The sequence below is a fragment of the Acidovorax sp. 107 genome, assembly GCF_003058055.1.
GTDB lineage: Bacteria > Pseudomonadota > Gammaproteobacteria > Burkholderiales > Burkholderiaceae_C > Acidovorax.
In genome coordinates, this window is record NZ_QBTZ01000001.1 from 3677683 (window position 1) to 3703902 (window position 26220).

17 protein-coding genes are annotated in these 26220 nt (G+C 66.5%); 12 read left to right on the forward strand and 5 right to left on the reverse strand.

The genetic code is table 11. The features are described from left to right. The first annotated feature begins 13 nt into the window (after nt 1-13). On the forward strand, nt 14-694 hold the full coding sequence (locus C8C99_RS17175) for a type 1 glutamine amidotransferase domain-containing protein (RefSeq protein WP_108626398.1): 681 nt from the start codon (nt 14-16) through the stop codon (nt 692-694). 175 nt (nt 695-869) lie between these two features. Here the strand turns inward: C8C99_RS17175 and C8C99_RS17180 are convergent, their stop codons facing one another. Together C8C99_RS17180 and C8C99_RS24330 are read right to left on the reverse strand one after the other, a co-directional pair. Next, on the reverse strand, nt 870-1772 hold the full coding sequence (locus tag C8C99_RS17180) for a LysR family transcriptional regulator (RefSeq protein ID WP_108626399.1): 903 nt from the start codon (nt 1770-1772) through the stop codon (nt 870-872). A 31-nt stretch (nt 1773-1803) separates the two neighbouring features. Next, nucleotides 1804-1932 (reverse strand): hypothetical protein, encoded by a 129-nt coding sequence (locus tag C8C99_RS24330; RefSeq protein ID WP_255411691.1) that lies wholly within the window; start codon nt 1930-1932, stop codon nt 1804-1806. Nucleotides 1933-1957: 25 nt separating this feature from the next. Between C8C99_RS24330 and C8C99_RS17185 the strand changes: the two genes are divergently transcribed. The 5 genes from C8C99_RS17185 to C8C99_RS17205 all read left to right on the forward strand — a co-directional run bounded on the left by C8C99_RS17185 (nt 1958) and on the right by C8C99_RS17205 (nt 7666). Further along, nucleotides 1958-2686, forward strand: coding sequence for a pirin family protein (locus tag C8C99_RS17185; RefSeq protein ID WP_108626400.1), 729 nt, complete (start codon nt 1958-1960; stop codon nt 2684-2686). Nucleotides 2687-2820: 134 nt separating this feature from the next. Next, nucleotides 2821-3510, forward strand: a complete 690-nt coding sequence (locus C8C99_RS17190; protein WP_108626401.1) for a hydrolase — start codon at nt 2821-2823, stop codon at nt 3508-3510. A 163-nt stretch (nt 3511-3673) separates the two neighbouring features. Then, the gene (locus tag C8C99_RS17195) at nt 3674-5566 is read left to right on the forward strand and encodes an amidohydrolase (protein WP_108627219.1); all 1893 of its coding nucleotides are present in this window, start codon (nt 3674-3676) and stop codon (nt 5564-5566) included. A gap of 2 nt (nt 5567-5568) precedes the next feature. Continuing rightward, complete coding sequence (locus C8C99_RS17200; RefSeq protein ID WP_056647691.1) at nt 5569-5979, forward strand: DoxX family protein; 411 nt, start codon at nt 5569-5571, stop codon at nt 5977-5979. Further along, the gene (locus C8C99_RS17205; RefSeq protein WP_233247252.1) at nt 5969-7666 is read left to right on the forward strand and encodes an MFS transporter; all 1698 of its coding nucleotides are present in this window, start codon (nt 5969-5971) and stop codon (nt 7664-7666) included. Before C8C99_RS17200 ends, C8C99_RS17205 begins: the two co-directional genes overlap by 11 nt. A gap of 95 nt (nt 7667-7761) precedes the next feature. Here the strand turns inward: C8C99_RS17205 and C8C99_RS17210 are convergent, their stop codons facing one another. Continuing rightward, on the reverse strand, nt 7762-9870 hold the full coding sequence (locus C8C99_RS17210; protein WP_108626402.1) for a molybdopterin-dependent oxidoreductase: 2109 nt from the start codon (nt 9868-9870) through the stop codon (nt 7762-7764). Between the two features lie 137 nt (nt 9871-10007). Between C8C99_RS17210 and C8C99_RS17215 the strand changes: the two genes are divergently transcribed. Then, nucleotides 10008-11156, forward strand: a complete 1149-nt coding sequence (locus tag C8C99_RS17215; RefSeq protein ID WP_056647581.1) for an ABC transporter substrate-binding protein — start codon at nt 10008-10010, stop codon at nt 11154-11156. A gap of 487 nt (nt 11157-11643) precedes the next feature. Further along, nucleotides 11644-18222, forward strand: coding sequence for a DUF11 domain-containing protein (locus tag C8C99_RS17220; RefSeq protein WP_158274176.1), 6579 nt, complete (start codon nt 11644-11646; stop codon nt 18220-18222). Between the two features lie 76 nt (nt 18223-18298). Here C8C99_RS17220 and argE read toward each other — a convergent pair whose 3' ends face one another. After that, nucleotides 18299-19456 (reverse strand): acetylornithine deacetylase, encoded by a 1158-nt coding sequence (gene argE, locus C8C99_RS17225; RefSeq protein ID WP_108626404.1) that lies wholly within the window; start codon nt 19454-19456, stop codon nt 18299-18301. 76 nt (nt 19457-19532) lie between these two features. Here argE and C8C99_RS17230 point away from each other — a divergent pair, with 76 nt between their 5' ends. From C8C99_RS17230 to C8C99_RS17245, 4 genes are all read left to right on the forward strand, one after another. Next, nucleotides 19533-20744, forward strand: coding sequence for a M20 aminoacylase family protein (locus tag C8C99_RS17230; RefSeq protein ID WP_108626405.1), 1212 nt, complete (start codon nt 19533-19535; stop codon nt 20742-20744). A gap of 89 nt (nt 20745-20833) precedes the next feature. Beyond that, nucleotides 20834-21931: a M14 family metallopeptidase gene (locus C8C99_RS17235; RefSeq protein ID WP_108626406.1), complete on the forward strand. Its 1098-nt coding sequence runs from the start codon at nt 20834-20836 to the stop codon at nt 21929-21931. A 201-nt stretch (nt 21932-22132) separates the two neighbouring features. Then, nucleotides 22133-23158 carry a LuxR C-terminal-related transcriptional regulator gene (locus C8C99_RS17240; RefSeq protein ID WP_108626407.1) on the forward strand — a complete coding sequence of 342 codons (1026 nt, stop codon included), beginning with the start codon at nt 22133-22135 and terminating at the stop codon, nt 23156-23158. Between the two features lie 187 nt (nt 23159-23345). Further along, entirely contained in the window at nt 23346-24980 is a 1635-nt protein-coding gene (locus C8C99_RS17245; RefSeq protein WP_233247253.1) for a tannase/feruloyl esterase family alpha/beta hydrolase, read from the forward strand. Nucleotides 24981-25043: 63 nt separating this feature from the next. Here the strand turns inward: C8C99_RS17245 and C8C99_RS17250 are convergent, their stop codons facing one another. Continuing rightward, entirely contained in the window at nt 25044-26210 is a 1167-nt protein-coding gene (locus C8C99_RS17250) for a mandelate racemase/muconate lactonizing enzyme family protein (protein ID WP_056647565.1), read from the reverse strand. Between the last annotated feature and the right edge of the window lie 10 nt (nt 26211-26220).

The following is a 26220-nucleotide window of genomic DNA, read 5'->3' on the forward strand; positions in this document are numbered from 1 at the left end:
GAAAGCGACACCCATGGCACACATCCTCATGGTTCTGACGTCCCACGACCAACTGGGCGATACCGGCAAAAAGACGGGCTTCTGGCTGGAAGAGTTTGCCGCTCCGTACTACGTGTTTAAGGACGCAGGCGCGCAGATCACGCTCGCATCGCCCCACGGCGGCCAGCCGCCGCTAGACCCCAAGAGCGACGACGAAAGTGCCCAGACTGCTGCCACGCGCCGCTTCAAGGCCGATGCCGCCGCGCAACAGCAGCTGGCCAGCACCGTGCCTCTATCGAGCGTGAAGGCCGGGGACTTTGATGCCGTGTTCTACCCCGGCGGCCACGGCCCGCTGTGGGACCTGGCCGAAGACGCGCAGTCCATCGCCCTTATTGAAAACACCTTTGCCGCAGGCAAGCCGCTCGCGCTGGTGTGCCACGCACCGGGCGTGCTGCGCCACACCAAGGCGCCCGATGGGTCGCCCCTGGTCAAGGGCAAGAAGGTGACGGGGTTTACCAATACCGAAGAAGACGCGGTGCAGTTGACAAAGATCGTGCCGTTCCTGGTGGAAGACATGCTCAAGGCCAACGGGGGCGTGTATTCCAAAGGCCCTGACTGGGCGCCTTATGTGCTGACCGATGGCACGCTGATTACGGGGCAAAACCCGGCGTCGTCAGAGCAGGGTGCACACGCTTTGCTCCAGCAACTGGGTTAATAAGAAAAAAGGGGCTTCGGCCCCTTTTTTTGCGCTGTGCGTACGCACGGGGTGTCCGTGGCGCAGATTTGAAAAGGAAATGACCGCTAGTGCTTGATGCATAAGCGCAAGCAGCTATCAAATTGGAAGTGATTGTGCGGTGCTGCCTGCCGTTGGCCCGCACAGCGTTCCCGCTTCAATACGGCAGGATGCCCGGCAACAGCGGGCGGTCCAGCCGGTGGCGCCACCACTTGAGCGCCTCGCCCATGTGCTCGGGCCGCCAGGCCAGCCAGAAGGTTTCGTCCGGGCGGGGCTCCTCCACCTGCAGCTCCACCAGAATGCCGGTCTCCAGCTCCACGCGCACACAGGCGCGCGGCACAAAACCGTGGCCAAGACCGGCGGCCTGGCAAGCGATCTTGGCCTGCATCGATGGCACGGTGATGCGGCGCTGGCCCGACAGCAACCCCACCGTGCGGTCGTTCAGCGAGCGCGCCCCGTCGCCCACCACCACGGCCGTGTGTTCCAGCAAGTCGCTGCGCGTGAGCGGCCGCTGCAGCTTGGCCAGCGGGTGTGTGGCCGTCACGCAGAACGCAAAGGCCAGGCTGCCCACGGCCACTGCCTTGTAGCCGCCGCCCGCAGGGCCTTCGCCTGCGGCCACGACGATGTCTGCGCGCCCTTCGCGCAACGCCTCCCAGGTGCCTGTCAAGGCTTCGCTGCTGATGCGCAGGCGCGTGCCGCAGTGCAGGTCTTCAAACGCGCAGATGTCCTGGTTGAACGCGTGTGTGGGGATGAGCGAGTCGTGCATCAGCCGCAGTTCGGACTCAAAGCCCGTGGCGATCTGCCGCATCCGCGATTCAAGCTGCTGCGCGGCCGCCAGCAGCCAGCGCCCCTCCTTGAGCATCTCTTGCCCGGCCGGCGTGAGCGTGACGCGCGGACCGTTGCGGATGAACAGGGCCAAGCCCAGCTGGTCTTCCAGCTTGCTCACGGCGTATGAGATGGTGGACGGCACCTTGTGCAGCCGCTCGGAGGCGCCTGCAAACGAGCCGTGGCGGGCAATGGCGTCGATGGTTTCTATGGCTTCCAGCGTGAGCTTCAACATGGCCCTAATTCCTTGATCTGAATCATCGAAATTATCGATGATGAATGGCTAAACCTTTCAATCTGATGCCTGCTGATGCGCCGGATACTTCATCCATCGCAGCACTAAATACCAATGAAATCGAGCAAATTTCAAAGCGACCACCCAGTGTGAAATTCATCGACAGATATTGAAAGAAAGACACCATGCTCGACATCCGCAAGGCCCAACACCGCGGCAACGCCAACCACGGCTGGCTCCATTCGCGCCACACCTTCTCGTTTGGTCACTACCACGACGCCAACCAGCAAGGCTTTTCCGACCTGCTGGTCATCAACGACGACCACGTGGCCCCGGGCAAGGGTTTTGGCACCCACCCGCACCGCGACATGGAAATCTTCTCGTATGTGCTGGAAGGCGCGTTGGAGCACAAGGACTCCATGGGCACGGGCTCGGTCATCCGCCCCGGCGACGTGCAGATGATGAGCGCCGGCACCGGCGTGCGCCACAGCGAGTTCAACCATTCGGGTGTTGAGCCCGTGCACTTCCTGCAGATCTGGATCGTGCCCGGCCACCGCGGCGCCGAGCCCCGCTACCAGCAGGTGCATTTCAGCGAGGCCGACAAGCGCGGCCGCCTGCGCCAGATCATCTCGCCCGAAGGGGCCGACGGATCGCTGGCCGTGCACCAGGACGCCCGCGTCTACGCCGGCTTGTTCGACGGCAGCGAAGAATCGGCCGATCTGGACGTGGGCCCGGGCCGCAACGTGTATGTGCACGTGGCCCGCGGCAGCCTGGAGGTGAACGGCGAGCGGCTGGCCGAGGGTGACGGCGCCCGCATCCGCGACGCCGGGGCCCTGCGCTTTGCCAACGGCGAAGGTGCCGAGGTGCTGGTGTTCGACCTGCGGCCGAACGAGCTGCCCACGATGCCGCACTGAGCGAATGGGCGCCCTGGAGCGCGGGTGGGTGGGCGATGTCGCCCATTCCTCCCGCGCCGGCCCGCCGCATTGCCTTGTCTCGTTTTTGTTCTTCTTCTCGACGTACTTCATCTTCAATTTCCAGGGAGCTCACCATGACCCACGCCAACACCACGACTGCCAGCGCCACCGCCCGCCTCGTTGCCTACGCCAAGCCCGGTGCCACGCTGCTGAACGCCGACGACCACGCCCTGGTCATGATCGACTTCCAGTCGCAGATGGCCTTCGCCACGCACTCCATCGATGCGATCACGCTGCGCTCCAACGCCGGCCTGGTGGCCAGCGCAGCCGCCGGTTTCGGTGTCTCCACCATCCTCACCACCGTGGCCGAGAAGAGCTTCAGCGGCCCCATGTTCGAGGAAGTGACCGCGCCGTTCCCCGGCCATGCGCTGCTGGACCGCACCTCCATGAACACCTGGGAGGACGAGGCGGTGATCGCCCGCATCAACGCCATCGGCAAGCCGCGCATCGTGCTGGCAGGCCTATGGACCAGCGTGTGCATCGTGGGCCCCGCGCTGTCGGCGCTGGACCAGGGCTTTGAGGTGTATGTGATCGCCGATGCCTGCGGCGACATCTCGGCCGAAGCCCACAACCGCGCCATGGAGCGCATGGTGCAGGCCGGCGCGCGCCCCATCACGGCCTTGCAGTACCTGCTGGAGCTGCAGCGCGACTGGGCACGCGGCGAGACGTACGACATGACGACGGGCATCGCCAGGAAGTTCGGCGGCGGCTATGGCCTGGGCATCACCTACGCCAAGACCATGTTCAACGCCCACGAAGGCTAAAAAAGGGTGCATTGGCCTACTGCGCGACCCGATCCCGCACCTGCGGCTCTCGCCGTACGCTTGTACGGCTGCGGTCCTCGATGCAGGCTCGGGCCGCTCGCTACGGCCACTGCACCCTTTTTTGCACTCTGCCATCGCTGAAATTCTTGAAGGCCTGGACACCATGACCCAACCCGCCATCACCCCTGACCTCATCCTGCGCAATGGGCGCTTCACCACGCTGGACCGCGCCAACCCCGTGGCCAGTGCGGTCGCCATTGCACAAGGGCGCTTCACGCACGTTGGCGACGACCGCGAAGTGATGGCGCTGGCCGGTGCGGGCACGCGGGTCATCGACCTGGGCGGGCGCAGCGTGCTGCCGGGGCTCATCGACAACCACCTGCACATCATTCGCGGCGGGCTCAACTTCAACATGGAGCTGCGCTGGGACGGCGTGAAGAGCCTGGCCGACGCCATGGCCATGCTCAAGCGCCAGGTGGCCGCGACGCCCGCGCCGCAGTGGGTGCGCGTGGTGGGCGGTTTCACCGAGCACCAGTTCGTGGAAAAGCGTCTGCCCACGCTGGCCGAGCTGAATGCCGTGGCGCCCGACACCCCCGTGTTCATCCTGCACCTGTACGACCGCGCGCTGCTCAACGGCGCCGCGCTGCGCGCCGTGGGCTACGGCAAGGACACGCCCGCGCCGCCCGGCGGCGAGATCGTGCGCGACAGCGCGGGCAACCCCACGGGCCTGCTGCTGGCCAAGCCCAACGCGGCCATCCTGTATGCCACGCTGGCCAAGGGCCCCAGGCTGCCGCACGACTACCAGGTCAACTCCACGCGCCACTTCATGCGCGAACTCAACCGCCTGGGCGTGACGGGCGCCATCGACGCGGGCGGCGGCATGCAGAACTACCCGGACGACTACGACGTCATCCAGGAGCTGGCCGATGCCGACCAGCTCACCATTCGCCTGGCCTACAACCTGTTCACGCAAAAGCCGAAGCAGGAGAAGGAAGACTTCCTGAACTGGACGGCCACCTCGCAGTACAAGCAGGGCACGGACTACTTCCGACACAACGGCGCGGGCGAGATGCTGGTGTTCTCTGCCGCTGACTTCGAGGACTTCCGCCAACCCCAGCCCGAGCTGGCGCCTGGCATGGAGGGCGAGCTGGAAGAGGTGGTGCGTATCCTGGCCCAGAACCGCTGGCCCTGGCGCATGCACGCCACCTACGACGAGACCATCGAGCGCGCGCTCAACGTGTTCGAGAAGGTCAACCAGGACACACCGCTGGCCGGCCTGAACTGGTTCTTTGACCACGCCGAGACCATTTCGGAAAAATCCATTGACCGCATCGCCGCCCTGGGCGGCGGCGTGGCCGTGCAGCACCGCATGGCCTACCAGGGCGAGTACTTTGTCGAGCGCTACGGCGCCGCGGCGGCCGAGGCCACGCCCCCGGTCAAGCGCATGCTGGAGAAGGGCGTCAACGTGTCCGCCGGCACCGACGCCACCCGCGTGGCCAGCTACAACCCCTGGGTGTCGCTGTCCTGGCTCGTGACCGGCAAGACGGTGGGCGGCCTGCAGCTCACGCCGCAGCGCAACTGCCTCACCCGCGACCAGGCCCTGCGCATGTGGACCGAGAACGTCACCTGGTTCAGCAACGAGCAGGGCAAGAAGGGCTGCATCGAAGCGGGCCAGCTGGCCGACCTCGTCGTGCCCGACCGCGACTTCTTTGCCTGCCCCGAATCCGACATCGCCGACACCTCGTCGTTGCTGACCGTGGTGGGCGGCAAGGTCGTCTACGGCGCGGGTGAATTTTCGGACTTCGACGAATCGGCCCCACCGCTCGCCATGCCCGATTGGTCGCCTGTGCGCACCTTCGGCGGCTATGGCGCCTGGGGCGCGCAGGAAGGCGCGCCGCTGCAATCGGTCCTGCGCAATGCTGCCGCGAACTGCGGTTGCGCCAGCAACTGCAACCTGCACGGCCATGCCCACGCCACGGCCTGGAGCAGCAAGCTGCCGGTGTCCGACCTCAAGGGCTTCTGGGGCGCCCTGGGCTGTGCCTGCTGGGCGGTGTGACCGTGCAGCACGCATTGCAATCGGCCGCCACCGCGCCCTGGGTGCAGACGCTGGCGCTGCTGTGCCTGTGCGCTGCCTACCTGCAGGGCGGCATCGGCAAGGCCCGTGACTTTGCCGGGGCCGTGGCCGAGGTGCGCTCGCTCGGCTTGGCACCCGCCGCGCCCATCGCCGCCGCCACGCTGGTGCTGCAGCTCTCGGCCTCGGCGCTCATCCTGTCGGGCTGGTACCGCTGGCTCGGGGCGCTGGCCCTGGCGGGCTTCACCGTGCTCGCCGCCTTGCTGGCGGACCGCTTCTGGGCTGCGCCGCCACCCGAGCGGCAGCGCAGCGCCAACGCATTCTTTGAACATTGGGGCCTGGTGGGCGGCATGCTGCTCGTCGCCTGGCACGACCTCGGAGGCCACCATGCCGCATGATCACCACGATCACCACGATCACCACAACCACTCCGAACCCGCGCCGGCAGCACCTGCGGCTGCGGCGTCCGGCAGCTTCGCACCCCTGGCCATCCCTGTCTTTGCGGTGCTCTGGGCCGCCACGGTGCTGGGCAACATCGGCAGCTTCATGCGCGACGTGGCCAGCGCCTGGATGGTGACCGAGCTTTCATCCAGCCCCACGGCTGTTGCGCTGATCCAGACGGCGGCCACGCTGCCGGTCTTCCTGCTCGCCATTCCCGCAGGTGTGCTGTCGGACATCCTGGACCGCCGCGGCTTCCTCATCGGCGTGCAGGTGCTCCTGGCGGCCGTCAGCGGCACGCTGCTGGTGCTGGCGCAGACCCACACGCTGACCGTGGAGTGGCTCGTGGCGCTGACCTTCGTGGGCGGCATCGGCGCCGCGCTCATGGGGCCCACCTGGCAATCCATCGTGCCCGAGCTGGTGCCGCGCAGCGAGCTCAAGAGCGCCGTGGCGCTCAACTCGCTGGGCATCAACATTGCGCGCGCCATCGGCCCTGCGGCCGGCGGCCTGCTGCTGGCCAGCTTCGGCGCGGCCATGGCCTACGGCCTGGACGTGCTGAGCTATGTGTTCGTGATCGCCGCGCTGCTGTGGTGGAAGCGCCCGAAGGCCGAGGCGTCGGGCCTGAATGAGCAGTTCTTCGGCGCCTTCCGCGCCGGCGTGCGCTATGCCCGCGCCAGCCGCGAGCTGCATGTGGTGCTGCTGCGCGCGGCCGTGTTCTTCCTGTTCGCCAGCTCCGTCTGGGCGCTGCTGCCACTGGTGGCGCGCCGCATGCTGGGCGGCACGGCCGGCTTCTACGGCGTGATGCTGGGCGCCGTGGGCGCGGGCGCCATCCTGGGCGCCGTGCTGCTGCCCCGCTTGCGCCAGCGGCTGGACACCGACGGCCTGGTGCTGCTGGCCTCGCTGCTCACCGCAGCCGTGATGGGCGTGCTGACCGTGGCCCCGCCCCAGTGGGCCGCCGTGGCGCTGATGCTGGTGCTGGGCCTGGGCTGGATCATCGCGCTGACCACGCTCAACGGCGTGGCCCAGGCCGTGCTGCCCAACTGGGTGCGCGGGCGGGGCCTGGCCATCTACCTCATGGTCTTCAACGGCGCGATGGCCGCCGGCAGCCTGGGCTGGGGCCTCATCGCGGGGCAGGCCGGGCCGCCGGTCACGCTGCTGGCCGGCGCGGCCGGGCTGGTCGTGGCGTCGCTCATCTTTCACCGCGTGAAGCTGCCCACCGGCGAAGCCGACCTGCAGCCATCGAACCACTGGCCCGAGCCCCTGCTGGCCGAGCCCGTCGCGCACGACCGGGGTCCGGTGATGGTGCAGATCGAATACCGCATCGCCAAGCCCGACCTGCCCGCCTTCCTGCTGGCGATGCAACACCTGTCCCAAGAACGCCGCCGCGACGGCGCCTACGCCTGGGGCGTGGCCGAACACACGGGAGAGCCGGGCCGGGTCATCGAATGGTTCCTGGTCGAGTCCTGGGCGGAGCACCTGCGCCAGCACCACCGCGTGTCCAAGGCCGATGCCGACCTGCAAGCGGAGGCGCTGCGCTTCCATGTCGGGCCGGAGCGGCCAGTGGTGCACCACTTTCTGGCGCTGACGCCAGGGGGCGTGGGTGCAGAGGGCGCAGCCCCGTCAACGAACGCTTTGCACGCACACTGAGGGGGGATTTTTAGTAAAACCAGCCTGTAGTGCTAGTGGAGTATGCGCTGAATGCTATTAAATTGATATCAAACCGGTTGCACAGATGAACGCGATCAGGCAGATGCCAGTGTTTGCGTTTCCTCCGCGCTGGCCTCTACCTCCACCAGGCAGTCATAAAACGTTGGCGCACGGCCCAGGTCGGTCAGCGCCTGGCTGGTCACCTCGTTCACGTTGGTACCGTTCAGCCCCAGCTTGCGCCACCAGATGCCCAGGCCGTTGACCACACCGGGCCGCGCGCGGCGCGAGACGGTGGCGTGGCACAAGTAGCTGCCCCGGTCGTTGAACACACGCACCACGGCGTCGTTGGCGATGCCACGCGCCTCGGCGTCATCGGGGTGGATCTCCAGCAGCGGGCGGCCTTCAAGGGTGCGCAGGCTCTGCACGTTCACGAAGGTGGAGTTCAAAAAGTTGCGCGCGGGCGGCGAGATCATCGCCAGCGGGTAGCGCGCGTTGGTGCCCTGCAGCTCGTAGTTGGGCAGGTGGTCGGGCAAGCCGTCCAGGCCCTGCGCGGCCAGGCGGGCGCTGTAGAACTCGCACTTGCCGGAGGGCGATGGGAAATTGCCTTCGGCAAACGGCGCATCGGGCAGCGCCAGCGTGGCAAACCCCTGGCTTTCGAGCAGTGCGTAGTCCACCGCGTCGCCAAAGGCTTGGCGGCACAGGGTCTCGTCGCTGTCGGCAAAACACGGTTCGGTGAAGCCCATGCGCGCTGCCAGGTCGCGAAAAATCTGCGCATTGCTGCGCGCCTGGCCCTGCGGCGCAATGGCAGGGCGGTTGAGCAGCACGTCGGTGTGGCCGTAGCTCAAGTGCACATCCCAGTGCTCCAGCTGCGTGGTCGCGGGCAGAATGTAGTCGGCGTAGTCGGCCGTGTCGGTGCGGAAGTGTTCCAGCACCACGGTGAACAAGTCCTCGCGCGCAAAGCCCTGCACCACTTTGCCGGAGTCGGGGGCCACCGCCACGGGGTTGCTGTTGTAGACCACGATGGCCTCGACCTTGGGGCCGAACTGGGCGGACGTGTCGCGCAGCAGGTCGTCGCCAATGGTGGACATGTTGATGGTGCGCGGCGTCTTGGCGGGCATCAGGTCGGGCCGCTGCAGCACGCCGCGTTGCGCCGGGAACTGGCCCGAACTGGACAGCAGCACGCCGCCCGCGCGGTGGCGCCAGGCGCCCGTGAGTGCTGGCAGGCAGGCCACGGCGCGCACGGCATTGCCGCCGCCGCGCACGCGCTGCATTCCGTAGTTCAGGCGGATGGCGGCGGGCTTGGTGGTGCCGTAGTCCTTGGCCAGCTGGCGGATCTGCTCCACCGGAATGCCGCACGCCTCGGCCGCGCGCTCGGGCGGCCACTGCAGTGCGCGCTCGCGCAACGGGTCCCAGCCCAGCGTGTGGCGGGCGATGTAGTCGTGGTCCAGCCAGTCATTCACGATCAGCTCGTGCATCAGCGCCAGTGCCAGCGCGGCGTCAGTGCCGGGGCGCAGGGCTATGTGCTCGTGGCACTTGTCAGCCGTCTCGCTCTTGCGGGGGTCGATGCACACCAGCTTGGCGCCATTGCGCTTGGCCTGCTGGGCATAGCGCCAGAAGTGCAGGTTGCTGCCGATGGAGTTGCTGCCCCAGATGAGGATGAGCTGCGACTCGGCAAAAAACTCCACCTTCATCCCCACCTTGCCGCCGAGGGTCTGGACCAACGCCTCGGCACCGGCGGATGCGCAGATGGTGCGGTCGAGCTGCGAGGCGCCCAGCTTGTGGAAGAAGCGGCGGTCCATGCTCTCGCCCTGCACCATGCCCATGGTGCCCGCGTAGCTGTAGGGCAGAACGGCCTCGGGCGCGCGCGCGGCGATGGACTGCAGGCGCTGGGCGATGTCGGTCAGGGCTTCGTCCCAGGTCACGGGCGCGAATTGGCCGCTGCTGCCCGGGCCTTTGGGCCCTGTGCGCTTGAGCGGTGTGAGCACGCGCTCGGGGTGGTAGCTGCGTTCGGTGTACTTGCTTACCTTGGCGCACAGCACGCCGTCGGTATGGCGGTGGTCGGGGTTGCCCTGCACACGGGTGGCGACGCCGTGCTCGTCCACGGTGGTCAGCAGGGCGCAGGTGTCGGGGCAGTCGTGGGGGCAGGCGCCGCGCACCTGAATCAGGGCCGATGGAGGGGATTTAGCGTCAGAAGGCGTGGGCATTCGGGGGCTGGATCGTTAAACTGGCTGTCAGGGTTGGAACGGGCGTGCATATATGACCCCTGTTTCCACGGGGCTGCCTACCGGCAGCGCGGAGGGGGATGCCCCTTCTTTCTTCTTACAAGAGCAGAGATTTCACCATGAACCAGACAGTATTGGGCCGCCGGCAGTTTTCAGTGGGTGTGGGGGCCGTGGCGCTGGGCGGGTTTGGTCTGGCGCGTGCGCAGGGCGATGGCCGGATCGTGCTGGGGCAGTCGGCCGCCTTCACCGGCCCGGCGGCCCAGCTGGGTGTGCAGTTCAACCAAGGCGCCAAGCTCTTTTTTGACCAGCTCAATGCCCAGGGCGGCGTGGGCAAACGCATGGTGGAGATCCACACCATGGACGACGGCTACGAGCCCGACCGCTGCGCCGAGAACACCCGCAAGCTGATTGCCGACGAGGTGTTTGCCCTGTTTGGCTACATCGGCACCCCCACCAGCCTGGCCGCGCTGCCGCTGTTCACCAAGGAGAAGGTGCCGTTCTTTGGCCCCTTCACCGGCGCAGAGGCGCTGCGCCAGCCGTTCAACCGGCTGATCTTCCATGTGCGTGCGTCCTACTACGACGAAACTGCACTCATCGTGCGCCAACTCACCAATCTGGGGCTCAAGAAAATCGCGGTGTTCTACCAGAACGACGCCTACGGCAAGGCCGGCCTTGACGGCGTGACGCGTGCACTGGCCGAGCTGAAGCTGACCCCTGTGGCCACTGCCACGGTCGAGCGCAATTCCAGCGACGTGAAAGCGGCCGTGGACAAGCTGGTGCCGGCCAAGCCCGATGCGGTGGTGCAGATTGCTGCCTACTCCGGCAGCGCCGCTTTTGTGCGCGCGGCGCGCAAGGCCGGCTTTGGCGGCACCTTCTACAACGTGTCTTTTGTGGGCACCCAGGCGCTGGCCGACGAGCTGGGCAAGGACGGCGCAGGCGTGGTGGTGTCGCAAGTGGTGCCCTCGCCCTACCAACCCTCGCGCCAGATCACGCGCGAGTTTCTGGAGGCCATCAAGAAGGGCGGCGACAAGGTCCAACCCAACTACTCCAGCATGGAGGGCTACCTGGCCGCCCGCGTCTTCACCGAGGGCCTGCGCCAGGCCCAGGCCAGCGGCAAGATCACGCGCGAGAGCTTCATCGCCGGCACGGAGTCCATCGGCAACCAGGTGATCTCGGGCTTTCCGGTGTCGTTCAGCCCCACCAGCCATGCGGCATCGAAGTTTGTCGAGATGTCGATGCTGACCGGCGACGGCCGCGTGAGGACCTGAGCTGCCCCCGAGTTCCCTCCACAGGCCGGGAGGCTGTGTTCACGGAGGTGGCTGTTTCTCTGCGGCTTGGAGAATTGCATGTGACAAAGTGTTGCAAATTTTCCAATTTGTGCCAAAAGCAAGTAACAGTTCTGGTGTAGCAGCAACGACTCCGGGAATAATTTGCTCTTCCGGGGCGGGTTGTTCATCGTCCGGAGGGGGTTAGCTACGGTCCGAGACAGGGCAGGGGGCGGGCCTGCAGTGCACGGACGTTTACGCTATGGCTCACTTTCTCAAGCCCATCCTCAAAGGGATGGCATCGGTTGCTCTCGTCATTGCTGGTTCTTCAGTTACCGGCGAGCCGTTTCCCCCCACGCTGTCCAACGGAGCGGCGCATTTCCCTCCCGTAGCTTGGCCCGCGGAGCCCGCGAATCCCTTGCAGTGCGGCCAGCAGTGTGGCGAGTGGCTCCCCTACACACGCTTTCAGAGCGGCGTTGCCGACCCCCGCGTGCAGGACCCCTCCAACGGGGGCACCGCGCCACAGAACTACGTCAACATCTCCTCGTCCTGCGTCGACAAGTCCTACCCCAGCGTGTATTACTCGCTGCGCCAGGGGGCAGCGACCGACGGCACCCAGGACGTCATCATGTTCCGCTGGCGGGTGGAGCAGATTGCCAACACCTACGCGACGGGACCGAGTGCTGGGGCGTATGGAGCTTCTGATCCCTGGAGTTCCGCGCTCTGGAGCGTGATGTTCGATGTGGATGGCGACGGCTACCTGGACCTGGCCGCGCACCTGGACGGGTCCTCGGGCTCGCCCTCTGCCTCCATTGACCGCATTGCCGGCATCTGGAGCCGCCGGCCCACCCAGTCGCTGGACTATGTGGGCGATCCTACGAATGTGCGGTTGCTGGCGCATAACCCCACCGCGTTCGTGGACCCCGGCACGAGCCGGTTGCTCAATTTCGGCAACCGCATCGCGGGCGTGCCGCAGCCCACGTGGCCCAACGGCAGCGCCGAGACCACGTGGGACTACGGCCCCACCCGCGCCAAACGCGTTTCGTCCAGCCCCTGCAACGAGTTCTTCATCGACTACCAGATCCCCGTGCAGATGCTGGACGCAAGCGCGCAAGGGGGGCCGAAGATCACGCGCAGCACGCCCATCTCGATGGTGTTCTGCACGGCGAACAGCCTGAACAACCCCTTCCAGAAAGACTGCGCCATCAATGCGCGCTGGACGGGCGAGGCCGCCACACCGGCGCCGTTTGGCGACTATGTGTCCTTCAATCAATCCGAACCCTACGCGCAGCCGATTGTTTCAAAGGTGGTGGCCACGCCGCCCAACACTTGCCCGGGCAGCTACACGCTGACTGCGACGGTGCAGGACACGCTGGCCGTGGTGAATGGCGCGGTCGTCCCTTCTGTGCAGGCGGTGCGGTTTTATTACTACCACGACGCGAACGGAAACGGCCTGGCCGACGATGGCGGCAGCTGGACCTTTGCTGCAGATGGCAGCCTGCGCGCCGGCACCTTCAACACTTGGACCGGCCAATGGAGCGGCGCAGGCCTGCCCAAGGGCAGCTACTTGATTGGTGTGCAGGCGCTGGACGACAACACCAAGGTCGATTTGGGCGTTACGCCTTCGGGCGTGAACAACCGCACCTTCTCGTACGTTGCAGGCGATGCGCAGAACCGCATCCAGGTGGGCGGCACCAGCTACGCCACCGTGCCTGCCCATGACCCCGCCATTGGCTCCGTGCCCTCTGAGAACTGGTGGGGCAACCCCTCGGTCACGGGCAGCCAGGTGGCGCTTGTGGGCCTGGCGCTGAACGATTGCGGCGTGGCTCCCACAATCAGCAAGGCTGTGAGCCAATCCAACATCGCCACCGGAGGCGCGACCACCTTCACGGTCACGGTGACCAACAGCACTGGTTCGCCCATCACCCTGAGCCGCATCGACGACCCCTTGCCCAGTGGCTTTCTGTACCAGTCCACGGCCACGTTCACCAACGGTGGGACGACGGTGACGGGCTATGCCGCGCCGGCGGTCAATGCCACGGGCACGGTGTCTTGGGTTCCGGCGGCCCCGCTCACGGTGGCGCCCAACACGGCCGTGGTCTTGAGCTTCGTGGCCCAGGCCGGGGCGGTGGCGGGCAACTACAACAACACGGCCAGCGCCGCCACCAGCTACGGTAGCCTGACCAGCAACCCGGTGGCCTTGCAAGTGGATGCCGCCCGCCTGTCCATTACCAAGACGCCCAGCCAGTACAGCATCAACCCCGACGGCAGCACCCAGCTGACCTACACGCTGCGCTATTCCAACGATTCGGCCGTCGCGGTGACAGGTGCCACGTTGAGCGACCCACTGCCTGCCGGGGTGACCTATGTGGGTTGCAGCGGAGGCACGGCTTGCAGCAACGTGGGCGGCACGGTGGGCTGGACGCTGGGGGCGTTGGCAGGCGGGGCTTCCGGCACGGCAACCGTTGCGGTGACGGTCAACACCAGCTACGCCAGCAGCGCGCTGCTCAACAACGCCACGGTGGCAGCCACAGCACCAGATGGCTCCACAGTTTCGGCCAGCGGTTCGACCACGGTGGCGGTCAACGTGCCGACGCCTGCGTTCACCCTTAGCAAGACGGCCAACAATGTGCGCGTTGCGCCGGGCGGCTCCATCGTCTGGACGCTGAGCTATCGCAACTACGGGACCGGCCAAGCCACGGGCGTGGTGATCAGCGACACGCTTCCGGCGGGCGCCACCTTCACGTCCTGTACCGGTGGCTGCGCCCAATCTGGCGGCGCTGTGACGTGGAATCTTGGCACGGTGGCTGCAGGTGCCACGGCCTCGGTCACGCTGACCACAGGAGTGGCTTCGGCGACCCCGTTCACCTTCCCCAACCCCTTGTCTAACACCGCCCGGCTGACTTGGACGGGCAACGCCACCGGCGTGACGGCCACGGCGGATGTGGGGGTGACCGGGGCCTCTTGCAGCGCGGTGTACTACTTCCATGGGCCCACGACCAGCCGCACGGCTACCTTGATTTCACCCGCCGCAGGCGATGTCGCCATCAACGAACAGCCGGGAACCACCACCTTGGTGTTTCCGGGCGTGGCCCCCGCCGGCGGCATCAATGCCGCCGGGAAGACGCTCACCATCAGCTTCTATATGGCGTCCAGTAACGGCAACGCGACCTTCCAAGTCACGCTGTTCAACGTGACGCGCAACCAGACCATTGCCAGCAGTAGCGCCCAAGGGGTCAGCAACAGCCAGGGCGCAGCAATACTGCAGAACTTCACCACTACAGTGGGGGCGGGGGTCACTATCAACGCGGGCGACCAGCTGGAGTGGCGGTTCACGCTGGGCGGATCGGGACAGTCGCCGACCTTTTGGTACAACAGCACGACCTACAACTCGCGTTCGTCCTTCTGCGATCCAGCCGCCCCCGCCAACCTCACGCTGACCAAGACAGTGAACCAGGCCCAGGTGAACAGCGTGCCGGCCAATTTGCAGTACACCCTGACGTTCAGCAACACGGGCGGTGCCGATGCCGCCAGCGTGACGCTGCAGGACACGTTGCCCGCCAATGTGACCATGACGAGCGCCACACTGAACGGCAATGCGGTGAACCTGGGGGCGACGCCCTATGCCAACCCCTACACATTCGCCGTGAACTCGACCGGTGGTGGAGCGGGCGTGGTGCGAGCCGGTGAATCCGGCACCTTGGTCATCCAGACCACGGCGAATGCCTCGGCCAGTGGCACGCTGACCAACAACGCCTCGCTGGCTGTGGCGGGTACGCCCGTGACTACCGCCTCCGTGGCCACCACGGTGGGCAGTCTCGCGGGAGGGGGGGCGCCGGCGCTCACCATCAGCAAGTCGGCCGACCGCAATACGCTGTCGGCTGGCGGCGCCGTGGTGTACACGCTCACGGTGGTCAACACTGGCCAGGCCAGTGCCTCCAGTGTGGTGGTGCGCGACGTTCTGCCGGTGCAGGGATATTTCAGCTATGGCGCGTGCGGCGCATCCGCAGGCTCTTGCGCGCAGGCCTCAGGCACGCTGACTTGGACCATTGGCACGCTCGCCAGCGGCGCCTCCGCCACCGCCACTGTGACGATGAATGCCTCGGCGTCGAGCGTGCCTGTGGGCGTGACCCTGCTGGACAACACGGCGACCGTGGCAGATTCCAGCTTCTGCACGGGGGGCTCGCCCCCGGCCAGTTGCACCAGCAACACGGTGACCGTGGCCCTGAGCGGCAATCCGAACCTGACGCTGTCCAAGGCCGCCACCCCGCTCACGGCCCAACCGGGCGACACCGTGACCTACACACTGACCGTGGGCAACACGGGCTCGTCGCCTGCCACCGCAGTGGTCGTGAGCGACCCCATTCCATCGGGCGTGCGTTACGCCGGCAGCTACAGCTACAGCGCCAGCGTGGGCACGGGCAGCTTTGATGCCCTCAACAACCGCATGGTGTTCCAGGTGGGCACCTTGGCCTCGGGCGCCACGGCGGCGCTTAGCTTCCAGACCACGGTGCAGGCGCTGGCTGCGGGCAGCACGCCCATCGTGAACACGGCCAGCGCCTCAGCTCAGAACGCACCTGCACGCACAGCATCCGCTACCGTAACGGCATCGGCCCAGCCACAGCTCACGTTGAGCAAGCAGGCGCCCGCCCAAGTCGGCTACCCTGCAGCCACGCTCACCCAGTCAGCCTCCAACACCACGCAGCTGCGGGTGAACGACAGCAGCCAGATTGCGCTCGATCAGTACGTGGCAGTGGGGGGCTCGGTGGCGCGCGTGGTCGCGCTGTCGCCCACTACGCTCACCCTGGCGTCGCCCGTGACGGCGGCCACGGGCAGCTTGGTCCAGGCAGCCATCACCTATACGCTGACTTACCAGAACACCGGCACCGCCACGGCCGCTGGCGTGACGTTGACCGACACCTTGCCGGCTGGCATGGCGTGGGTTGCGTCCGAGCCGAGTGCCTCTGTCACAGGCAACACGGTGACCTGGAGTCTGGGCAGTCTGGAGCCCCAGGCAGGGGGCTCCGTGCGTCTGGTGACTTTGCCATCGGCAGCAGGCACGTACCTCAATCAAGCCAGCGTCCAGTGCGGCACCTGCGGGCCGGCGGTGCAGGCGAGTGCGTCCACCTCGGTGGGCGGGCTGGTGGTTGCCAAACGCACCAACACACCTACCGTGGCAGCGGGCGGGCTGGCGGACTATGTGATTGAGGTGCGCAACACCGCCAGCACGGCCATCGCCAACGTGTCCGTGACGGACGTGCTGCCGTCCGGCTTCCAGTATGAATCGACCACGGAAGTGAGCAACAACGGCGCACCCGTCACGCCGGGCTCGGCGCCTGCACCGGGGAGCACGGAATTGGCCTGGGGAACGTTCACCGTGCAGCCTGGTCAGGTGATTGCCGTGCGATTTGCGGCCCGGGTGTCGGCCAATGCGGGCACCGCCACCTACCAGAATGACGCCGGGGCCACGCCGCAGAACCGCACGGTGGCGTACGATTTTCTGGCCTCCACCACGGAAGACGTGGTGGTGCTGGGCGCAGACGCAGGCCTGATCTCGGGCGTGGTGTTCCACGATACCGACAACAGCGGCAGCTATGACGCAGCGCAGGACTTACCCTTGTCCGGCGTGTCCGTGCAGTTCTTTGACGCCGGCAACACCCTGGTCTATGAAGAAGTCACGGACGCGGGTGGGCGCTACGCACGCGTGGTACCACTGGGTACTTGGTCGGTGCGAGCAGTCGCCACCGGCATCCCCGCAGGGCTTACGCTGGGATCAGGCTTCAACAACCCGGCATCGGTCAATGTTGCGTCAGCGCAGAGCGTGCAAACCGACATGGGCTTCGTCAACCCGACTGCCTTGCCCGACCTCTCCATCGCCAAGTCGCACTCCGGCAACTTCGCCCAAGGGCAGGTGGGGGCACAGTACCAACTGGTTGTGACGAACAGGGGCACCGGACCTTCGAGCGGTACCGTCACGGTGACGGACACTCTGCCGGCAGGCCTCACGGCCACGAACATCGGCGGCGCCGGATGGTCTTCTTGCACGTTGGCGACCTTGGCCTGCACGCGCAGCGATCCTCTGGCGGCTGGCGCGTCATACCCTGCGATCACCCTCACGGTGAATGTGGCCGCCAATGCCGCTCCGCTGATCACCAATCAGGCTGCGGTCAGTGGCGGTGGCGAGACAAACACCAGCAACAACACCGCCACCGATGCCACCACCGTCACTTCCACGGCCCTGGCGCCGGACCTGACGCTGGCTAAAACCCATGCGGGCAATTTCAGCCAGGGCCAGGTGGGCGCGGTTTACACGCTGACAGTTCGCAACACCGGCGCAGGCCCCACATCAGGTACCGTGACTGTCGTGGATACGCTGCCTTCTGGCCTCACCGCCACGGCCCTCGGAGGGAGTGGTTGGAGCTGTGTGCTCCCCGCCTTGAGCTGCACGCGCAGCGACACGCTTGCTGCCGGGGCCTCCTGGCCGGCTATCACGGTGACGGTTGCGGTGAGCGTCAATGCCGCCGCGTCGTTAACGAACACGGCCACCGTGTCGGGAGGGGGAGACTCCACACCGGGCAACAACACCGCCAGCGACGTAACCACGATTGCCGCCTGTAATTGCACGCTCACGGGGCATGTGTTCCAGGATCTGAACCGCAACGGCGTCAAGGACGCGGGCGAGCCGCCTTTTGCGAACGTGCAGATCACGTTGCAACAAGTGACGCAAGGCACGTCCTCCGCGCTGCAATTGCGCAGTGCGATGCAGGTCAAGGCGGGCACCTGGGCAGCGGTCACCGACATCAATGGGAACTTCAGTGTTCAGCTTCCGGGTGTAACCACGGTGCAGCTGTTTGTGACGCCGCCCACAGGCTATGCCGAAACCACAGGCACCAGCGGACAGACAGTGACGGTGGGCCAGGTGCTGGCCGCGGCGTTGCCCGTGGGCCTTGTGCCTGCCGCGCCCACCTCCGCAACTGCCATTCCGATGTGGAGCCCCTGGATGTGGGCTTTGATGTCGCTGTTGTTGGGCGGCCTCGGGTGGCGCGCCCAGCGCGGTCGCCAGCGTTGAATCGCGGCGCCTTGCGGGGCGCCTCCCGTATTGGCGGATGAGCGCCGTGCGAAAAGGGCCTGCAGTCCGGCGCCGCTCAGCCGAATGCGTTGGTGGCAGCCAGCCCCTGCATGAACGCCTCGCAGCGTCCCAGCTGCTCCAGACTCACGTACTCGTCGGGCTGGTGGGCCTGCTGGATGCTGCCAGGGCCACACACGACGGTGGAGATGCCCGCGTTTTTGAACAGGCCCGCCTCGGTGCCAAAGGCCACCAGGGTGGTGCCTTTTTCGCCCGACAGTTCCTGCGCCAGGCGCGTCACCGGGTCGTCCTTGCTGCCCAGAAAGCTCGGGATCTCGCAGATGGTTTCGAACTCGAAGCCCGCTGCGGGCGCCACTTTCTTCATGCCCGGCTCCAGCGATTGGGCGTAGGCCACCACTTCAGACTGCATCTGCGCGGCGTTGGCCGTGGGCAGGTCGCGGAACTCGTAGCGGAACTCGGCGTCGCGCGGCACCACGTTGTCGGCAATGCCGCCGTGGAACTGGCCCACGCTGCTGGTGGAGAACGGCACGTCAAAGCCCTCGAAACGGAGCTCATTCTTTTCAAAGTCTTCCGCCATGTCGCGCACCCGGCCCACCACGCGGGCGGCCATCTCGATGGCGTTGACCGAATGGGGGGTGAGGGATGAATGCGCCTCCTTGCCGCGCACGCAGCACTTGTAGCGGTACACACCCTTGTGCGCGATGGCGGGGATCATGCTGGTGGGCTCGCCCACGATGCAGGCCAGGGGCTTGATGTTGGCATCGCGCAGGTCAGCGATGAGTTCCTTCACGCCAAAGCAGCCAACCTCTTCCTCGTAGCTGAACGCGTAGTGGAGGGCGAACGGCGCATCGCTGTTCAAAAACTGCTCGGCCTGCGACACGGCCACGCCGATGAAGGCCTTCATGTCGGCACTGCCGCGCCCGTACAGATTGCCGTCCTTGACCAGCGCGCTCAGCGGGTCCATGGTCCAGTCCTGCCCGTCCCACGGCACCGTGTCGGTGTGGCCCGAGAGGATGATGCCCGCGGGCTTGCCTTCGCCCAGCGTGGCGAACAGGTTGGCCTTGGTCTTGTCCTCGTTGAAGGTCAGGCGGCTTTTTACGCCCAGCTTGGCCAGGTGGTCGCGGATGAAATGGATCAGCTCCAGATTGGAGTTGTGGCTGACGGTGTTCATGCGCACCAGGGTTTGCGCAAGTTCGAGGGCGTGGGCAGAAATCATGGGTGGCTAGCGAATAACCCGGGTTGGCACGTGTGTTGCTCCCGGGCTAGACTGTGAGATCGTAAGGACACATATCATGAACGTTATTGACTCCATCGTCACCCAGGCGGCCAGTATTGCAGCGGTGCGCCGGGACATTCACGCCCACCCCGAGCTGTGCTTCGAAGAAGTGCGCACCGCCGACGTGGTGGCGCAAAAGCTCACCGAGTGGGGCATTCCCATCCACCGGGGCCTGGGCAAGACGGGCGTGGTGGGCATCGTCAAGGGGCGTGACGGCGGCGCCAACGGCCGTGCGATTGGCCTGCGCGCCGACATGGATGCCCTGCCCATGCAGGAGTTCAACACCTTCGCCCACGCCAGCAAACACCAGGGCAAGATGCACGCGTGCGGCCACGACGGCCACGTGGCCATGCTGCTGGCAGCGGCGCAGCACTTTGCCAAGCACCGCAACTTTGACGGCACCGTGTACCTGATCTTCCAGCCCGCGGAAGAGGGCGGCGGTGGTGCCCGCGTAATGATCGAGGACGGCCTGTTCGAGCAGTTTCCCATGGAGGCCGTGTACGGCATGCACAACTGGCCCGGCATGCCTGTGGGCACCTTTGCGGTGAGCCCCGGCCCGGTGATGGCATCGACCAGCGAATTCAAGATCACCATCCGGGGCAAGGGCGGCCATGCGGCGCTGCCGCACACCGGCATCGACCCGGTACCGATTGCCTGCGGCATGGTGCAGACCTTCCAGACCATCATCAGCCGCAACAAGAAGCCGGTGGACGCGGGCGTGATCTCGGTCACCATGATCCACGCGGGCGAGGCCACCAACGTGGTGCCCGACAGCGTCGAGCTGCAGGGCACGGTGCGCACCTTCACCACCGAAGTTACGGACCTCATCGAAAAGCGCATGCGCCAGATCGCCGAGAACCATTGCGCTGCGCACGACGCCACCTGTGAGTTCGAGTTCGTGCGCAACTACCCGCCCACCGTCAACTCCCCCGCCGAGGCCGAATTTGCCCGCAAGGTCATGACCGGCATCGTGGGCGAAGAGCGGGTGGTGGTCCAGGAGCCCACCATGGGCGCCGAAGACTTTGCCTACATGCTGCAGGCCAAGCCCGGTGCGTACTGCTTCATCGCCAACGGCGACGGCGCCCACCGCGAGATGGGCCACGGCGGCGGCCCCTGCATGCTGCACAACCCGAGCTACGACTTCAACGACGACCTGATCCCGCTGGGCGCGACCTACTGGGTCAAGCTGGCCGAGGAATGGCTGGCCCAGCCTGCCAAAGCGGCCTGAGGCGGCGCTACCCCAACCACCCGGGCGCGCGCAGCGCGCGTGCCCGGGTTTTCTTTTTGTCTCCCCACTGACTCCTGAAAGCCCTGCCCATGACCGGAATCGTTGAAGCCTTCTCGCCCAGCTATGCCCAGGCGCGCACAAAGTTTCTGGAGGCCGCCGCAGCCGCCGGCCTGCCCATCGAATCGCACGCCCACCCGCTCAAGGGCCGCGACGGCGAAGACCTGGCCATGGACGTGGTGCGCGACGGTCCGGCCGATGCGAAGAAGCTGCTCATCGTGAGCAGCGCCTGCCACGGCGTCGAGGGCTACTGCGGCAGCGGCGTGCAGGTGTTTGCGCTGCACGACGCCGAATGGCGCGCCAAGGCGCGCGATGCCGGTGTGGCCACGCTCTACATCCATGCGCTCAACCCGTATGGCTTCTCGCACGTGCGCCGCTTCACGCACGAGAACGTGGACCTGAACCGCAACTTCCAGGACTTCAGCAAGCCCCTGCCGGTGAATACTGCCTACCGCGAGGTGCAGCCCCTGCTTCTGCCTGAGCAATGGCCTCCTGGCCCCGAGAACCTGGCCGCCGTGCAGCAGTACATCGCCACCAAGGGCGAGGCCGCATGGCAGGCCGCCATCTCGCAGGGCCAGCACGAGTTTCCGCAGGGTGTGTTCTTTGGGGGCACCGAGCCCACCTGGAGCAACCGCACGCTGCGCCAGGTGCTGCGCCAGCACGGTGCTGCTGCATCCAAGATCGCCTGGATTGACCTGCACACGGGCCTGGGCCCCGGCGGCCATGGCGAACGCATTTATGCAGGCAACGACGATGCTGTGGCCGTAGCCCGCGCGCGCGCCTGGTGGGACGGCGACGGCGCCACGCCGGTCACGTCGATCTACGACGGCTCGTCCACCTCCGCTTTCCTCACCGGCCTGATGTGGACATCGATCTACGACGAGTGCCCCCATGCGGAGTACACCGGTATTGCCATGGAGTACGGCACGGTGCCCGTGCTCGACGTGATGAACGCCATCCGTGCCGAGCAATGGCTTAACCTGCACCCTGAGACCCCCGCTGACAAAGCCGCGCAGATCAAGGCGCAAATGCTGGCAGCCTTCTACACCGACACGGACACGTGGAAGGGCCAGATCATCAGCCAGGCACGGCAGTCGATGTTCCAGGCAGTGAACGGGTTGGCAGCCTGATTTTATGCCCCAGCGACCCCAGGCGCTAGTGCCATATGCCTGAGTTGCTATCAATATAGTAGCTTCCGCGCCGAGTCGACGCGGGTGATCCGGGTTTACGGGGGGTGGGGGTGCCACCGTGTGGCGGCTACCATCGCCCCAAAAACCAGGAGACACCATGGCCTCTGACCCTGTGCGCGATGCGGGGCGACGCGCATGCCGATGAGCCCGCCTTCTGCCCGGCAGGCAGGGCCGGCATGGCAGCCCTTCGTTCCGCCGACCGACCCGCTGCGCGCGTTGAGCCGCAGCCTGCTCCAGCTGTCCGAGCATGCCCAGCAGGTGGCCCCACAGGACTTGTTGCACCAGGCCATGCAGACCTTGCAAAGCCTGGTGCCTTTTGACTCCGCCTGGTGGGGCGAGGTCTCGGCGGGCGACGTGCAGGTGGCGCCGCGCAACTGGCTGCACGGCAGCATGGGCCTGAGCCGCAGCTTTGCCGAGGAGTGGAATGCGCTGGCGGCCGTCGATGAGTTTGGGTTGCAGTCCATGCGCCAGCTCGGGGTGGTGATCCGCGAGCGCGATGTGATCGGCGAGGCTCCAGAGCACCCGCAGGTGCTGGCCTTCAGCCAGCGCCACGGCCTGCACCACTGCATGGCCCTCACGGCCGAACTGCCTGACAGCGGACTGATGTTTTTTGTCTCCATCTACCGCCCGCCGACGCGGCCTGAGTTTTCGGACGGCGAGACCGTGCTGTTCGGCGAATTCGTTCTGCACCTGTTGCAGCAGTGGCACCACCGGCTGCAGCGTCTGCAGAGCGACACCCCCGGCCGTCCATGGGACCGCTTTGCCCTGGCCCGGCCGTCGGGCGAGCTGCTGTTTGCCGGGCTGCGCATCAGCCGGGCGCTGGGGGAGGCCAGCCCCGGCTGGAACGGCACCCACCTGCCTCCGGCGGTGGCACAGGCGCTGGCGGGCGCGCCCTGCACCCTGTCAGTGGGCAAGGCCTGCCGCCTGCGGCTGGAGCCCTGCGGGCCCCTGGTGGCAGTGAGCCTGGCGTCGCGCCAGCACAAGCAGGCGCTGGCGCCGCGCGAGCTGAGTGCCGCCATGCTCTACGCCCAGGGCCGCTCGCACAAAGACATTGCGGCCACGCTGGGCCTCACCCCCGCGACGGTGCGCACGTACCTTCGCACGGCCTATGCCGCGCTGGGCGTGAGCAACAAGCTGGAGCTGGTGGCCGCGCTGCGCCACCAGTAGCGAGCGGTTACGGGGTGCCGCAGGTAGACCCTGCGGTGCTCGGTAGTTTCCCGCTCCCTCTGCATTTGCAGAGGCTGCAACCTCGCCGCCTTTTCCTATCGTCCGCACCGGAGTCCAGACACCGGTGCGGGCCACACCGTCGCCCGGCCTGGGCTCCTGAAGAACCGTCATAACAGGAGACCCTCGCATGTTCCCACATCCCCACTCCCTCTCTGCGGCGCCTCGGCGCCACGCCCTGGCACGCGCAGGGCGATGGACCGCCGCCTGCACCCTGGGCGCCGTGGCCACGTTGGCCCTGACCGCCTGCGGCGGCGGCAGCGACGCCACCCCCCCACTGGCCAGCAAACCCCTGGCCGAAGCCTGCGCCGCGTACACCTCTGCCGCGCTCCCCCACGGCGCCAAGGTCACCCGCACCGAGCTGCGCAAGGCCGACGCCACCCTGCCCGATGCCTGCATCGTGCGTGGGCAGATCGTCTCCTCGCCCGAGTCCACCATCAACTGGGCGGTGGAGCTGCCCACGCTGGCGCAGTGGAACGGCAAGACGCTGACCATTCGCGGTGGCGGCTTCGACGGCTTCATCCCCACCGACGATCCCTGGTACCAGCAGCTGGTGGGCCCCTCGGCCAACCCGTACGTGAAGATCAGCTCCGACTCCGGCCACCAGGTGCGCGGCTTTGCCTGGGGCCAAAGCGACGTGGCGCTGCGCAACCACGCGTTTGACGCCAACCACTTCGTGCTGGAGGTGGGCACCGCCATCGCCACCGAGTTCTACGGCAAACGCCCCGTGCGGCGCTACCACATGGGTCACTCCAACGGTGGGCGCTCGGGGCTCATCTCCACGCAGAAGTACCCCAAGGACTATGACGGTGTGGTGGCCATGGAACCCGCCATCGCCCAGCAGGCGCACCAGGTCAACCTGGGCCCCACGGTGCTGCGCCACATCTTCAAAAGCCGCGACAACTGGATGAGCCCCGCCAAGATTGCGCTCTACGCCAAAGCCGAAACCGCGGCATGCGATGGCCTGGACGGCCTCAAGGACGGCATCATCGGCAACATCGAGGCTTGCCACTACGTGCCCACCGACCTGCTGTGCCAGGGCGCGGACAACGACAGCTGCCTCACGGCCGGCCAGATCGAGTCCATCCGCCTCATCTACAGCGACCACAAGACGCCCGTGACCCTGTCGCGCGGCGCAGTGGGCTACCCGCGCTATGGCCGGGGCGGAGCGTCCACATCGGACTGGCAGTCGTACATGTTCGGCACCAGCTTTGACACGCCCGATTCGTTCAACCACATGGCCGTGACGGAAGCCGCGCGCCTGGTGGAGGGCAACCCCAACGCCAACATCCTGACCCACGATCCCACGCAGTACCAGGCCCAGTACAGCCGGCTGGCCGAGATGATCGACGGCACGGACCCGGACCTCTCCGCCTTTGCCGACAACGGCGGCAAGCTGCTGATCTGGTACGGTCTGGGCGACACCTGCGTGTCGCTGTACCGCACGGCGGAATACTTCGACACGGTGAAGCAGCGCCTGGGCGCCAGCAAGGTGCAGACCTTTGCACGCATGGTCACCTCGCCCTCCAACGGACATGACCTGGACGGCGTGGGCACTGAGCCGCGCTCTATCGACCTGCTCGCCGCCATGGATACCTGGGTGGAGAAGGGCACGGCACCTGACAAGCTGGTGGCCGCCAAGTTCGTGCCTGGCACCACCACGCCGGTGGCGCAGCGCCCGGTGTGCGAGTACCCCAAGTTCCCGCGCTACAACGGCATGGGCGATCCGGCCAAGGCCGAGAGCTTCAGCTGCTCTGCGACCTGAGCGCTGCGTTGGATGGAAAAAGGCACGCCCAGGGGCGTGCCTTTTTTTGCGTCCAGTCGTCCGTCAGGATGCCAGCGCGCGCATCTCGGCGATCAGGTCCGACTTGCCTTCAAAGCCGATGCCCGGCAGCGGCGGCAGCGTGACATAGCCGTTGTCCACCTTCACGCCATCGGGGAAGCCGCCGTAAGGCTGGAACAGGTCGGGGTAGCTCTCGTTGCCGCCCAGGCCCAGGCCGGCGGCAATCGCCAGCGACATCTGGTGGCCGCCGTGCGGGATGCAGCGGCTGGGGGACCAGCCGTACTCCTTGAGCATGTCGAGCGTGCGCAGGTACTCCACCAGGCCGTAGCTCAGTGCGCAGTCAAACTGCAAATAGTCGCGGTCCTTGTGCATGCCGCCGTGGCGAATCAGGTTGCGCGCGTCCTGCATCGAGAACAGGTTCTCGCCCGTGGCCATGGGGCCTTGGTAGACCTCGCCCAGCTTTGCCTGCAGCTCATAGTCCAGCGGGTCGCCGGCTTCTTCGTACCAGAACAGCGGGTACTGCGAAAGGGCCTTGCCGTACTCGATGGCGGTCTTCAGATCGAAGCGGCCATTGGCGTCCACCGCCAGTTGCTGGCCGGGGCCCAGGATCTTGAGCACGGACTCGATGCGCTCGCAGTCTTCGGCCAGCGTGGCGCCGCCGATCTTCATCTTGACCACCGAGTAGCCGCGCGCCAGGTAGCTCTCCATTTCCTTCTTGAGGCCGTCCAAGCCCTTGCCGGGGTAGTAGTAGCCGCCAGCGGCGTAGACGAACACGCGCGGGTTGGGCGTGCCGTTGCCGTAGCGTTCGGCCAACAATTGGTACAGCGGCTTGCCCGCGATCTTGGCCGTGGCATCCCACACGGCCATGTCAATGGTGCCCACGGCCACCGAGCGCTCGCCGTGGCCGCCGGGCTTCTCGTTGATCATCATGCGGGCCCAGACCTTGTGCGGGTCCAGGTTCTCGCCGGTTTCGTCGAGCAGGCTGCCGGGCTCGGCCTCCAGCACGCGCGGGATGAAGCGGTCACGCATCAGCGCGCCCTGGCCGTAACGGCCGTTGGAGTTGAAGCCGTAGCCGATCACCGGCTTGCCGTCGCGGATCACGTCGGTGACCACGGCCACGAGGCTCAGCGTCATCTTCGAGAAGTCGATGTAGGCGTTGCGGATGTCCGACTTGATGGGGCGAGTCGATTCGAGGATGTTGACGATCTTCATGGTGGTCGCG